Source organism: Pseudomonas sp. CM25 (assembly GCF_013179705.1).
Taxonomy (GTDB): Bacteria; Pseudomonadota; Gammaproteobacteria; order Pseudomonadales; family Pseudomonadaceae; genus Aquipseudomonas.
The window spans coordinates 17,535-30,269 of sequence record NZ_JABMCW010000006.1; the positions used below are offsets into that span (position 1 = coordinate 17,535).

Below are 12,735 nucleotides of genomic sequence, written 5' to 3' on the forward strand. Positions count from 1 at the left end.
TTTGCCCAGAAAAGTCGAGAAGCTTTCGAGCAGTTTTAGACAGCTTCAGCCCCCCCACCCAGGTGCTCTGCCAACCACGATCCGTCCGCCATAGTCACTTCCCCCTCCTCCCACAGTCCACTATCGACCCATAGCTGCCCTTCACCAAGTGTAGCAATCGGCCAATAGCTGCCGGTTAGGACGGGCAGTTACCGGCCAATGGTTCGTCGGGCTAGCCTATTCGAAGCTCCCAGTTCGCTCGCGCTCCTCTTCGTCCTCTCGAAGCTCTTCCGCTGCGATTCTTCGTTCGAGGCTCGCTCTAGCTGTCGCCAATACTGGCTTCAGCTGTTCTTCGTTACCGAGACTCAGAGCATCGAGAAGCGGAACCCGTTTCTTCAAGATTTCGGCCAAAGACCCGGACCAGCCTGAAGGCGTGAATCGCTTCAAATAGGCTTCAATCACAGACTTCTTATCAGGAGCATTAGCGAGCACAGCCAGCGCGGCATCCGAAATAACCAACTCAGAATCGTCCACAGAGTCGATATTGGTATGCTCTTCACTTGCTTGACTTCGGGTGTCGAATAGCTTGCAGCTCCGCGCCGCGAACACGTAACGATCAGAGGGCGAGGCATTACACCAATCGATCAACATGTCCACTGGGACTACGCTGAGTGCTGTCTCTTTCCGATCACTGAAAGCGCGCCCAATCACCGGCGACACCTGACGGTAATAAGCTTCTTCACCGGGAATATAAATCGCGTCGAGCGCTCGTCGCGGCATGTGCCTGAGGAACGGCGAGATAGCGTTTTTGATGACGTCCCTATTGAGGTAACTACATTCCTTCGTGCGCGCAAAGGTAACTAGACCGTTCAATACCTCCAGCGCTGCTTCGGAAGAAGCTAATCGCTTCAATGAAAACTCCAGTATGCTCTCAAGGCGGTAACCGCTATTGGCACGATCTCCAAGAACCTTTCCCCACTCGGCTGAGCCCAGAAGATTGAGGCAGGTTGCCGCCAGTGACTCCTTATACGCATCATCGTGATCTGATGCGCAGTGGACGACCATGGAGAGGACGTCGAGAAACACGACACCACCATTTGGCAGCAGTGCTATCGCAGAAAGCAGCTCGCCAATCTCCGCAACAGAGAATGAGTCAGTTTGTCTGCCCATCCCGAGATAGGAATATTGCCAGGCAGGAGTATTTCCACCCTTGATTGATTGGTGGATTCGAGCGTAAGCCGCTTGGTTCATCGGTATGGTGCAATGCAGGTCCATGATCCATTTGACCCAAACTGCATCACTCACCGCGTTGTCGAGAAACTCCTCGGCAGAAGCGGGAGATGCGTGATGCCAGCCGTTAAGCAAGCCGCGGAGGAACAAGACACCGACGGTTCCGGGCATGGCAGTGGCGATATGTTCTTTTGCCGCATCCAAAATCCAGCTTGGGTCCGCAATCTGTTTTCCAACCCCAACCCCAAAATGAAATGCACTGGCTCCTGACTTGGTTGAGATCAATTGCGGGAGTAACTCGAAGAGAAGGCCCTCAATGGTGGCAGCAGCCTCCCCAAGCTGCTCCGCGGCCTGGCTTGATCTGCGGATGCGCTCCCCAGTCGTTTCAGCGCCCTGATCTGTATCATCGTCATCAAGATCTAGGTCGAATTGATTCGATTCTAGAAGTCGAGCTCGAATCATGTCGGGTATAGCCTTCGGCTTGAGAAGTTTCTCCAGTTCGCGCAGCTCGTTTTGAACCGACTCATCGAGTTGACCCGAGTCAAAGCGGAGAATGTTTTTGATCCCAAACCAACCCTGAGGCCAGCTCACGACTGAAGCCAGTTCTTCTACTGCTGCACACACTTCTGGCCTCAGATTCGTGTCAACCCAAAGTCCTCTTAAGCGGCGTCCCAAAATAGATCTGCAACTTTCAGAAAGCTCGGACGTCTGCTTACCAATGTCTAGTGCCATGCGAATGAATGGCATGTACCACGCATTAACATCTGAGCTGGATGCAGGAGCCCATCCCTCGCTGCGCTTTCGGGCTCCAAAATCGAATCTGCTCACGGAGGTAAAATATCCTGACTCAAGCGCCGCTTCGAGCGCTAAAAGCCCCAACTGCTCTCGTTTGGAGTCCCTCGATTCAAGTAGTTCTCTGACGAATTTTGCTCTTTGAGTGGGTGGGGCATTCGTTCCGGATAGCACGCAGAAAAACAGAGACGTCAGAATTCCTACAGTGGATTCGTGCCCCCCATTTTCTTGGGGCTCCGCCAAGGCGAATCGGACAAGAATATCGGCGGCGATATCGAAGTCTTCGTCTTCGAACGCGATGGCTTTCAACGTGTGCGCACATTGAGCACGTTGCCTGTTTTCATCCGAAAGAAAGCTAGGAATATTGGCAGCCCGCCCAATTGCCGCTAGAGCGATCTTTGGAGATACAGGCGCAATGTTGTGAAAGATCTCATGGCCAATGTCATTGAGAGCCGTTAGATCGCCCAAGCGCCCGGATGGCGAGAGCCAGTCCCGTACGAGCTCGGCGGCTTTTGCGCTTTCATGTAGGTAACCAAGTCGCCGCGAGAACGACCGGGCAACACGGTCGGTCGCGTTATCGACAAAGGCATTCACGATCTGCGATTTGGGTATCGCTTCTAGTGCCTGGGCTGCAAGTCGATTAGCTATCGCGTGTGGCAAAACAGCACGCCATTTGCCGCGCACCTGTACGAGACCTCTTCGCTGTAAATCAACCACTTTTCGCTTTAGGGTGATCAATGAAACGTCAGCAACAGCGGCAATTTTGTTGAGCTCTGAGCCAGGGCTATCGTCCTCGCCGTCGAACGAGTACAAAATACTGGCCGCTTCAGCGCAGCTGAGGAGATCTTCATTCTCGGCGTTCTTCTGATGAAACAGGCGCTTGAACAAGTCGGAGTCTCGCAACCGCGCCAGCTCACCAGTCGTCGTAACAGTCGCTGCCAACGCAAACGCGACGCGAGCGTTACCGTCGGAGAATGCGGTGATGGTATCGACATCACTGAACGATAGGACTGGATAACGCCGCTGAAGAAGCTGCTTGATTACGTCATCGGAGGAGCCTTCGAGACGGTAGCACTTCGTGGCGTCTGGTAAGTCGTCCCGAACGTCGTACTCAACAGTAACCAAGCCTATCTTGCTGCCAGACTTTTTCAGCAGCTCGGTGAGCCTCTGATGAGTGTCAGATCCGCAGTTGTCCACGACGAGAACACACTGACTACCGTCTTCAATCAGCGCTTCGAGCATCGCTGAAGGTTGAGGGGAAGGTCCATCTGAAAGGTCCGTGTACAGCACGTCGTCAGCACTCAGCGCAGCCTGATGTGTCCTCACGCGCGGATCGAAGAGCGCCTGTACCAGTCTCGTTTTACCGACGCCAGATAAGCCGACAATGCGTACGCTTGCCCCCTTCGACAGGTCGATACGCAGGCGATCAATGGCGGCCGAAACATTAATGCCCTTCTCTGCGTCAGGCGTGAACACATTGACTCGATCATCGATCAGATATTCGGAGTCGACGGTCGTCTCTTGGTAGGCCCATCCCGAGTATGGGCGCCAACCCACAAGTGGCTTGCCTAGCTGGTGCTTTACCCAGGCGACGATCGCTGGGTGTTGCTCGACCCAGTCTGCAATCTTTCTCGCGTCATAGAAGGCAATATGCGGCGAGGAGCCGAGGCCGTTGGCCGACAAGCAATCTCTCATCGCATTGAGTCGAAGATCGAGAGCGGATTTGGAGGTATCGTCTCGCGTTGCGGCGATGACGTAACTTCCTTTGACCGTAGCGAGGTCGCGTATTGCTTGCCTTAGCACTCCCTTGGGCGCCATTTCCCCAGGTATCTTGCCGGGGGTGAACACCTCGGCCTTTACCTGAAAGGCTGTGTTGTCATTGGGTAGATAGCCGGATATCCCCAGTGGCGGATTTATCTCTACCCTGACGTCCACCCCTCCATCTTTTGCCCTTTGATCGCCACCCCAGGTGACGGCCGACTCGGAGCCACCGTGCTTGCGAATCTCAGCCCGACACAATCTTGCGATCAGTGCGCGCGCTTGCTCGTCGTTCAGGGATTTTATGTCCGCTGTATCTACGTGAAATAGTGTGTGCATTTTTGGGGGGGCGTCAGGCTGACTGAGGCCTTATCTTAAAGCCTAAAGGCCTTTTGACACAGCAAGGACTGGCAACACGAAATAGTTGAGGGATGGTTCAACCCGGCCAGCATGGCTGCAAACCAAACTAGGTAATCCAGAGTCCTCCGGGTATTCATCCATGGCTGGTAGAACCCGCAACGTGGCGAAGCTGGTTGTTTTCGGTGCCACTGCTTGGAAACCTAGATGACTGCTTTTGGCCGAATGCTGCCCTTCGCGAGCGGCCGCTATGGGTCGATAGCTGTCACTGGCTACCCTGTGCTTTCCCCTCATAGCCGTCGTTCACACAAGGCGGCTCAAGCGACCTCCTCATGCTCGATCAGTGCCCACAGCCTCGCCGCCTCGGTGAACTCCAACATGTCAGCCAACTGGTCTTCGTCAACGTCGCTGCGTCGGTGCGCGGAAATCGCGAGCTCGGCAAGCACCGCGGCCCTGCCATCAGGATCGGTCAACAAGGCAGGCTGGTCATTCAGCTCGGCCAGCCAGGCGGACGGCAGGCTTAACATTTGACCGTCCATAGCTGGTCGATCCGTGTCGTATAGGATTGACTCATCATATCCCTCCTCATACCCCAGTCCGGTGTCGCCGGCACGCTGGCGGCCCGCACTGTCCCCCTCCCCCAGCGCTCGTTGATGCCATCCATCACCTGCATCAGCCGGTCACATGCCACCGACTGTTTGAGCGCGAACAAATCCTCTGAGAATTCGCCTGGTTGCCGCAGATCCATCAAAAGCACCTCTGCCTTGCTGTACCGAAACCCTGGCCTGAAGATCCGGCCAACCGCGTCGGTCGCCAGCCTGGTCATCAGCAGCGTGTCGCTGGTGGGGTACGGCAGCTCTACCAATGCCCCTTGAGCGTGGTGCGCCTCATCCGGGTTAAACATCCCGGTGCGGATACTCACGCGCATGCGTTTGCAAACCGATCCTTGGGCCCGGAGTTTTTCCGCTGCACGGCCTACATAAGTGGCCACCGCCTGCTTGATCGGCGCCAACTCGGTCAGCCGCTTGCCGAACATCCGACTGCAGCAGATTTCCTGCTTCGGGGGTTCAGCCTCGTCCAGCTCCAGGCATGGCGTGCCAGCCAGTTCGCGGGCAGTTTTCTCCACCACCACACTGAATTTCTGCCGCAACGTCCTGGCATCAGCCTTGGCCAGATCCATCGCCGTATGAATGCCCATCGCTTCAAGGTGGGCAGTCATTCGCCGGCCTACGCCCCACACCTCTTTCACTTCGGTATTCCGTAGCACCCAGTCGCGCTTGAACGGATCGGTGATGTCCACCACACCGCCGGTTTGTGCCTGCAGCCGTTTGGCGGTGTGGTTGGCAAGCTTCGCAAGTGTCTTTGTGCCGGCGATGCCAACACCCACGGGGATGCCGGTGCACTGGAAAATCTTGGACCGCAGCTTTCGACCGAACTGGGTCAGGTTTTCCTGAATACCCGATAGATCTGCGAAGCACTCGTCGATGCTGTAGATCTCAGTGGCAGGCACCATCGACTCGATCAGCGTCATGACGCGCTCGCTCATATCGCCGTACAGCGCGTAATTACTGCTGAATGCCATGATGCCGTGCCGGCGTAGCTTGTCCTTCGCCTGGAAATACGGTTCGCCCATCTTCACGAAAGGCTTTGCATCGTATGACCTGGCAATCACGCAGCCATCGTTGTTACTCAGTACGACGATCGGGGTCTTGGCCAGGTCGGGCCGGAATACGCGCTCGCAGCTCGCGTAAAACGAGTTGCAATCAATGAGTGCGAAAACGTGATCACTGCGCATGGTCGCGAACGCTGTAACGCACAACGCCCCATACGACGAGGTCATCGCCCTCCATGATGTACCGCGGCGGATACGCCGGATTCTCCGACTTGAGGATCACCACACCATCGCGGCGGTGCAAACGCTTGCACACAGGCTCGCTGTTAACGGCAGCAATCACGATGTCGCCGTGCTCAGCCTCACGGCCTCGGTCTACGATGACCAGGTCACCCGAGTAGATGCCTGCGCCTTGCATACTGTCGCCTTCAACTTTTACCAGATACACATGGGGCGCGCGGAGGTCGAATAGCTCATCCAGGGAAATGTGGCCTTCCAAATGGTCCGCAGCAGGCGAAGGGAAACCGGCCGGGACGTGGAATGAATACAACGGTAGCGGTTCGGTACCACCGGTGGGCGTACCTAGAAATGTGATGGTCATGATGGAAGGTCCAATGCGAACTGTATGCATATACAGTAAATCCGGCATTGGGAGCCCGGTCAATCCTGGGTGGCGAAAATTCTGACGGGCGAGAGGTGGGATATGTGCGGACGGTACTCGATCTACGAGTCGATGTATCACTACCTGCGCCAGCTATCGCTGGACCTGGTCGTGATAAATGGCTACGACCACGAGCCAATCAGTCGCTACAACGTGGCGCCGTCTACCCGCGTCGAGGTCATACGCCAGGTAGATGGTGGACTGTGCGTGGATCGGGTCAAGTGGGGATGGTCGCCATTTTGGGCGAAGGGGAAACGTCCTGATCCGATCAATGCTCGGGCCGAGACAGTGGTGACAGGAAAATTCTTTAAGGGCCTGTGGCCGAACGGCAGAGCCCTGGCGCCTGCAAATGGCTGGTTTGAGTGGCTCCCTGATCTAGCGGACCCGAAGCGCAAACAGCCCTACTACATCACGGGCGCCGACGGCGCCCCGCTGTACTTCGCTGCACTTGCTGAGGTGCACCAGAGCCTCGAGCCGGATGAGCGCGATGGGTTCGTGATCATCACAGCAGCAGCCGATCAAGGGCTCGTCGACATCCACGACAGAAAGCCCCTAGTGCTGACGCCAGAAGTGGCCAAGGAATGGTTAGACCCAACCACAACGCCTGAGCGCGCGGCGGAGATCGTCGAGGCAGGATGCCGGCCCGCTCAGGATTTTCGCTGGTTCCCTGTAGGTAAAGCGGTCGGCAACGTGCGCAACCAAGGGCCAGAACTGATTGAACCGGTCAGTGAGGAGAGCCGCCAGGGCGACCTAGAGCTCTAAGCTGGTAGTCGGTGACTGCCTGGAATTGGGATTCTGCGATCAGTCGTAGTCGCTCAATCTCAAGGGGTGACGCGCCATCGGTCTGTGCTTGGTGATAACGCTTCAGTGCTTCGACTGCATCGGTGTACATCGGATGATCTGGGAACAGTACCGAAGGAGCTGTTGACATTACGGAGCCCTCTTTCAGCAGTCGCTTTTCAATGGATAGTATCAGGCGGATGTTTGGCTTCGATCAGCTGAAAATCGATGACTGCATGGTAGAGGGAGTCCGCGACAAGGCGTAGCCGCTGCACCTCTTCAGCAGGCGCGTTAGCGGCCTCAGCTGCCCGGAGCTCCCTCATGGCGTCGATCGCCTGCTGAATCAGAGCCTCGCCGGCCTCAACAATCCCAATGAAAGAACGCTTGACCACAAGTCACTCCTAGCAGTTGATAAGAAGCATAGGGCAAAACGAGCCAAGCATCTGCGAAGGACAAAAATCTCTGTATTTCAGAACAGTTGCCCCAACTCCGCTGGCGTCCAGTTCATGATAATTAACTCACTGGCCATCTCAGCCTTGCCCTGACGCTGGTTGGTCGTTGTGTAGCGAATATCCAGGCACTCAAAGTGGAATCCATCGAAAACACGGCGAATATCAGGGTGATCGTTGATGCTCACCATGACCTTGCCTTTGCAAGTGCGCATGAACTCAGCCATCCGCTCATATTGTTCGAACGGGAAATCGACCCCGTAGCCGGCGGTTTGCCAGTAAGGCGGGTCCATGTAGAAGAAGGTGTGCGCTCGATCGTAGCGTTGCGCACAGTCGAGCCAAGACAGATTCTCGACGTAGGTGCCGGCCAACCGCTGCCAGGCGGCGGACAGGTTCTCCTCGATGCGCAGCAGGTTGATGGCAGGTCCGGTGGTGGCGGTACCGAACGTTTGCCCAGTAACTTTGCCGCCGAAGGCGTGCTGCTGCAGGTAGAAGAACCGGGCTGCGCGCTGGATATCGGTCAGCGTCTCCGGTCTTGCCATCTTTTGCCACTCGAAGATCTGGCGGGACGACAGCGCCCATTTGAACTGCCGGACAAATTCCTCAAGGTGGTTCTGCACCACCCGGTACAAGTTGACCAGATCGCCGTTGAGGTCATTCAAGACCTCCACCTGTGCTGGTTGAGGCCGCATGAAGTAGAGGGCAGCACCACCAGCAAAGACCTCGACGTAGCACTCATGGGCAGGGAAAAGCGGAATCAAGCGGTCGGCCAGGCGGCGCTTGCCGCCCATCCAGGGGATAATTGGGTTAGTCAATTTGCAAACCTTTACTGTATAGATAAACAGGTGCTAGGCTCGCCGTGCTTTGTGCACAGAGCGGGAGCCTTGGCTGGGCTTGCAGGTATGGTCTGCGGGTTCGGCGGTCAGCAGGGATGTTGACGCATCCCCGGTGGCCGCTCTCTTTGCATAAGGCCTTTGAATTACTAGCGAGCGCTTACTGACGCTCGCTTGCGACTAGTGCGTCATGCTCGCGGACGCATTGTTCACCGGCGATCCTGGCTCGGTCATAAGCCTGCGCCAGCTCTCGATTCGTTTCGACAGACCGGCTGAGCAGGTCGGAGAGCACCATGGCGGCGCGGGTGGCTGCCTCGCCTCTGGCGACAGCGGCGGTATCCGTGCCGGGGCAACTGACGGTGGCAGCGAACTGGGCTGCGTCACTGCGCAACCGCTGGCCAGCAGTATCGGCGTCAGCAGCACCAGCATCAGCAATCGTTCTTTCTTCATGCCCTTTTACCCTTGCCTCTTGCTGCGCATCTGCGCTCCGATGTTCTTCCAAACGCACCGAGCGCTCACCAATCACTTCGGCGAGTCGGTCGCCGCTGTCACGCTTCGCTGATTGCTGGCCGGCCTGGGCAAGCTCCACTGAGCGACCGTGCTCATAGACCGCCCAGTGGGAAGCCAACAGCACCAGGCCCGCAGCAACTCCGGCCCAAGGGCTCATGAAGCCAGGGCCCGCCGCACGCCCTCGTCGATCACTTCAGCCTTGTATGGGTTGCCGCCGTTCTCGTGGACGATGACGCCCACCACAGCTTCACGCAGCACCTGCGGCTTGGAGATGTCGATCGAATCGCGAACGCCCACGCCGAGACGCTTCGCGATGGCCTGGGCATAGGCCAAGGTGTTGTTCTCACTGGCCGGCGCCCATCGGCTGATGAACTCCAGGGGGGTATCGATACCAGGGCGGCCCACGCCGAGCATGCCGTCCTTACCGCGGTAGTTGAGCAGTAGCTTGGCCAAGGCCCGGATGCCGTTCTCGGCTTGATCAAAGCGGGCGAAGCGCGGGCTGGCCATGCCCACCTCCAAGCCAAGCTGGCCCTGCCACGCGTTACGGGGGTTGAAATCAATATTGCCCGGGTTGTTATTGCGAACGCCGCGCGGTGTGGACATGGTTTCTCCAGAGGAAAGAAAGCCCGCACATGGCGGGCTGCATGAATTTCAGGCACAAAAAAACCGCTCGAGGCGGCTTGTGATCCTGCAAATCGGGTTACACAGAAATTCCCAGGCGGGTCGTTCGCTTGCGCATTGCTTCAGCAACCAGCGCCATCTCCGCATCAGTCAGCACGACCGAGTAGATAGCAACTGCGGAAATATCCACTTCGCCGCCGAAGGTCGAGGAAGCACCGCCGATGCGTACCACCGAGTCGGACAGCACACGCCGGGTAACTGTCGAGCTAGAAGCCTTCGCGTTACGGGTTAGGTTGAAAGATTCGGTGATGATGTTTGACGCCCGAACTGCTCTGAGCCCCCAAGTTGTCGGGACTTCACCGCTAAGGTTTGACGCACCAGAGGTAGTGCCTGTCCCTGCGCCGTTTACACGCCCAGCGTTACCGGTCAACGAGTCCCCAGCACCGTGGAACAACGACACGCCATAGCCGGCGCCCGGTACAGTCGGGTCAACCGAGTTGCCTGTGAAGCCGCCAGCATAGAACGGCGAATCCGGCCCGCCGCCCGGGGCCGTAGGTGGCGTGCTCACCGCCTTGCCAATCACCAGGATGGTCATTTCGACGCTATCTGGGATCTGCGTCTTCAGGAAGTTAACCAGCCCCTTGAAGCGGCCATGAGTGGCGAATGCCACCGGCGCACCGACGACCTCGGCGTCGGGCTTATTGATGGCACGGTTCCTGGAGAAGCGGCTGGCATCGGTGTCGAAGGTGAACCATCCCTCCAGGCCGCGGGTGACCGGTGGGATCACCTTCGAATTCCACGGTGCAACGGTGTCCTTGGCGATCAGCTTGATACCCATAAATGTTCCTCGATTCAGATCAGATTGAGTGCAGCGGCAGCGATGTAGGGCGCCAGCGCTTGGAAAGTCGCGATACGGGAGGCCTGCCACGGGTGGACAGGGTCCGACCAGTCGACGGCATAGAAGCCATCCTCGGCGGCGGCCCCGGCAGTCGAGAACGAGTAACCCACATCGGGGTTTGTCAGCGCCCAGAGCGGCGCCAGCAGGGTTTTCGCATCAGCCCGATCAGCGATCGACTTCTGCATGGCTCGGATCAGCGGCAGGTAATGGCTGGTCCAAAGCGCGTTCCTATCCGCACTGACGGCGGTGCCAGGTACAAACCGGATGATCTTCGCGTTTGGCCAGGCCGCCCGGATCTGGTCATGCATGATCGTGTCGTTGCTGAGGACATGGCTGTAGATCGTTGCGGCGGTACGGTCCCGAACATCGTTGGTGCCCAAGCCCTGTAGCACGATGTCAGGCGTTGCCAGGCCGAATCTCGACTGATAGAACGCCGGGTCGAACACATAGCCATTCCGGACGATAGATGATGGGTCACTGCCAGTTGCAGCACGCGCAAACGGGTTGCGGTCGCGCTGGTCTGTTTTGGACATTTCCTTGTATGCATCCTCTTGCCCAGGCGGCAGGATGATCGCGCGATCGGTAATGGCGTTCGTGTAGTCGCCGGTCTCCCAGCCCTCACGGGCCTCGCCAAGTTCGCCAGAGATGTCCCCGGCGTTGCTGGCCACCGCCGACCCCTTCATGGTGCCGATGAACTGCGGCGTCAGGCCGAGGGCCTGCAGGAACTGCTTGAGGTAGTAGCCGCCCTGCCGGTTGCAGATCGAGTCGCCGATGATCAGTATCTTCGGGCTCAGAGGTACCGTCTGCACTGGGACGTTCTTCAGCGTAAGGGGCATGAAGCGCCGGGTGCTGGGGGACTCGAGGTCGCGCAAATTCAGCACTGCGCCAGAACCATACTGCTGGCCGTTGATCGTCAGCACTTCCCCCTTTTCACTCGCCGCCGTGGTGGTGCTGGCCACGCTCGCCTCTACCGCAGGAGCGTCCTGCCGGCGCGGCAGCATGTTCTGGGCGTAAAGCTTCTGGTCGTAGAGGTCCGAGGTCACGATCAGCGGCGAAAACATCAGACCCAGGCTGAAAGGCGGGATACGCGCAACCTGTTCTTGTGCACCTGGTTGCGGAAGAACACCGCCCTCGGCATCAGTGGAGAACGTACCCGGCATGTCGGTGCGCTCGCCTTCAAATTCCCCGCCAACAATGACCCGGTTGTCGTCGACGTACAGGATCACGCTTCCATCATCCGTCACGATGCTGGTCGGAGCGCCTTCGTTGTTGATCTCGAAAGCCGTGGTCGAGAGCCGTTTGCTGGTCAGCGAGAGGTGGCTACCCCCGCCCTCGTCATCGACCACGTCCAGAATCCGCGTCTCCGGGGCAACGACAGACTGGGACTGAACCAACTGGGTCATGCTCTTAAGCGCGTCTGAGCTCGGATAGCTGTCGACAAATACTGCCGACCCATCAATATTTCGGTAGACGTTGACGTACTCATCCTGGACGGTGGACAGCACGCTGAAGTTAGTGCCGTCAGTGGTTCCTTCCAGACCAAGCGCGACAGACGTGTACGGCATCGCCCCGCCAAGCAAGGTCGACAGGTTGGCCATCACCATGGCATTTGTCGGGCGAAATACCCCGGGGGAAACCTCGACCATCTTGATTTCCGGCGACAGTAGCAGCTCGTCGGTCGTGTCGATCGTTTGCGTCAAGCGTGCGAGATCTTCTGCTCCGCTCATGTTTACTCCAAGCGAAAAAAAGCCCACCGAAGTGGGCAGGGAATTAGGTGGCCAGTGCGCCGGGCCATGATCGGGTGTACCAGCGTTCCAGCAGGTCTCGCAGCTGGGCCGTCATTACCGCGATTGGCATGCCGGCAAGCAGCGAGGTGAACTCGGCTTCGTCAATGATTGGCAGTTCGAATAGCTCAAGCGTGGCCGTGTAGCGCCACAAGTCATCGCTCACAAACTCGGGACCGGTGTAGATGTCGGTGAACCTGGCGCGATGCGGCTTCAGCCCCAGCGGCGTCCGAAGCGGGCAGAGAAACCAGTCGGCCCACCCGATCCCCCACTTGCACCACCCCTCAAACAGCTTGGCCTCTGCTGTCGAGAGCAACCAGCTGACAGGCAGCAGCGTAGGAACGCTACCGAACCGCCGCCGCTGCATGGCCCGACCACTCGACATCGTCGTCCTGACTATCGGGCTTACGGGCTTGAAGCCGTACCCATCCCCCACTGGCAGCGGGAGATCATCCGGAAAGGTCAGCATCC

The 12,735-nt window shown here is 57.8% G+C and carries 13 protein-coding genes; 1 reads left to right on the forward strand and 12 read right to left on the reverse strand.

Annotated elements, in window-relative coordinates; genetic code table 11:
* Nucleotides 1–216 precede the first annotated feature (216 nt).
* The 4 genes from HP546_RS01355 to HP546_RS01370 form a co-directional block, all read right to left on the reverse strand.
* Nucleotides 217–4,098, reverse strand: coding sequence for a hypothetical protein (locus HP546_RS01355; protein WP_110160053.1), 3,882 nt, complete (start codon nucleotides 4,096–4,098; stop codon nucleotides 217–219).
* A gap of 335 nt (nucleotides 4,099–4,433) precedes the next feature.
* Nucleotides 4,434–4,643, reverse strand: a complete 210-nt coding sequence (locus HP546_RS01360; protein WP_110160054.1) for a hypothetical protein — start codon at nucleotides 4,641–4,643, stop codon at nucleotides 4,434–4,436.
* Nucleotides 4,637–5,911 carry a Y-family DNA polymerase gene (locus HP546_RS01365; RefSeq protein WP_110160055.1) on the reverse strand — a complete coding sequence of 425 codons (1,275 nt, stop codon included), beginning with the start codon at nucleotides 5,909–5,911 and terminating at the stop codon, nucleotides 4,637–4,639. The genes HP546_RS01360 and HP546_RS01365 overlap by 7 nt, the downstream gene beginning before the upstream one ends.
* Entirely contained in the window at nucleotides 5,901–6,329 is a 429-nt protein-coding gene (locus HP546_RS01370; protein WP_041166989.1) for a LexA family transcriptional regulator, read from the reverse strand. The genes HP546_RS01365 and HP546_RS01370 overlap by 11 nt, the downstream gene beginning before the upstream one ends.
* Nucleotides 6,330–6,431: 102 nt before the next feature.
* Between HP546_RS01370 and HP546_RS01375 the strand changes: the two genes are divergently transcribed.
* On the forward strand, nucleotides 6,432–7,151 hold the full coding sequence (locus HP546_RS01375) for an SOS response-associated peptidase family protein (RefSeq protein ID WP_110160056.1): 720 nt from the start codon (nucleotides 6,432–6,434) through the stop codon (nucleotides 7,149–7,151).
* On the opposite strand, the gene HP546_RS31245 is transcribed toward HP546_RS01375, so the two are convergent.
* The 8 genes from HP546_RS31245 to HP546_RS01410 form a co-directional block, all read right to left on the reverse strand.
* Entirely contained in the window at nucleotides 7,114–7,320 is a 207-nt protein-coding gene (locus HP546_RS31245) for a hypothetical protein (RefSeq protein WP_110160057.1), read from the reverse strand. The genes HP546_RS01375 and HP546_RS31245 overlap by 38 nt on opposite strands.
* Before the next feature lie 28 nt (nucleotides 7,321–7,348).
* Nucleotides 7,349–7,561 (reverse strand): hypothetical protein, encoded by a 213-nt coding sequence (locus tag HP546_RS01380; protein ID WP_110160058.1) that lies wholly within the window; start codon nucleotides 7,559–7,561, stop codon nucleotides 7,349–7,351.
* Between the two features lie 77 nt (nucleotides 7,562–7,638).
* On the reverse strand, nucleotides 7,639–8,433 hold the full coding sequence (locus tag HP546_RS01385; protein ID WP_110160059.1) for a DNA adenine methylase: 795 nt from the start codon (nucleotides 8,431–8,433) through the stop codon (nucleotides 7,639–7,641).
* Nucleotides 8,434–8,611: 178 nt separating this feature from the next.
* Nucleotides 8,612–9,118 (reverse strand): DUF2514 domain-containing protein, encoded by a 507-nt coding sequence (locus HP546_RS01390; protein ID WP_110160060.1) that lies wholly within the window; start codon nucleotides 9,116–9,118, stop codon nucleotides 8,612–8,614.
* The gene (locus HP546_RS01395) at nucleotides 9,115–9,564 is read right to left on the reverse strand and encodes a structural protein P5 (RefSeq protein ID WP_110160061.1); all 450 of its coding nucleotides are present in this window, start codon (nucleotides 9,562–9,564) and stop codon (nucleotides 9,115–9,117) included. The genes HP546_RS01390 and HP546_RS01395 overlap by 4 nt, the downstream gene beginning before the upstream one ends.
* Nucleotides 9,565–9,661: 97 nt before the next feature.
* Complete coding sequence (locus tag HP546_RS01400; protein WP_110160062.1) at nucleotides 9,662–10,420, reverse strand: hypothetical protein; 759 nt, start codon at nucleotides 10,418–10,420, stop codon at nucleotides 9,662–9,664.
* A gap of 14 nt (nucleotides 10,421–10,434) precedes the next feature.
* The gene (locus HP546_RS31055) at nucleotides 10,435–12,207 is read right to left on the reverse strand and encodes an SGNH/GDSL hydrolase family protein (RefSeq protein WP_177410819.1); all 1,773 of its coding nucleotides are present in this window, start codon (nucleotides 12,205–12,207) and stop codon (nucleotides 10,435–10,437) included.
* Nucleotides 12,208–12,250: 43 nt separating this feature from the next.
* Nucleotides 12,251–12,733, reverse strand: coding sequence for a hypothetical protein (locus tag HP546_RS01410; protein ID WP_110160063.1), 483 nt, complete (start codon nucleotides 12,731–12,733; stop codon nucleotides 12,251–12,253).
* Nucleotides 12,734–12,735 lie beyond the last annotated feature (2 nt).